Below are 331 nucleotides of genomic sequence, written 5' to 3'. Positions count from 1 at the left end.
ATCGGTCCCGGCCGCGGGGCTGGTGTCACCGCTGGTGGACAACGTCGCACCGATGCCGCCGTAGAACGGTGCGCCCTCGGTGGTGCTGATCACCCCGTCCTTGTTCGTGTCCGCGGACATGTCAGGGCAGGTGCCCTTCGCCCCGATGTGGATGTGCTGGACGTGCGGGTACGGGTTGCCGTTGAACGTCGCAGCGAGTCCGGAGACTTTCTCGGTGACGGTCGCCTGGTCACCGTGGACGGTGATCATGGCCGTTCCCGAGGCGTTGCTGCCGTTGATCGCGGCGAGGTTCGCCTGGTACGTGGTGCTGTCAGCCTCGTGGGCGAACGCG

1 pseudogene is annotated in these 331 nt (G+C 67.1%); it reads right to left on the bottom strand.

The features are described from left to right. Window positions 1–331 (bottom strand): annotated as a pseudogene (locus LF262_RS16845) (hypothetical protein); the annotation flags it as partial.

It is taken from the genome of Sinomonas notoginsengisoli (assembly GCF_021554725.1).
Classification (GTDB): Bacteria; Actinomycetota; Actinomycetes; order Actinomycetales; family Micrococcaceae; genus Sinomonas; species Sinomonas notoginsengisoli.
This window is presented reverse-complemented; position numbering and strand designations above follow the sequence as displayed.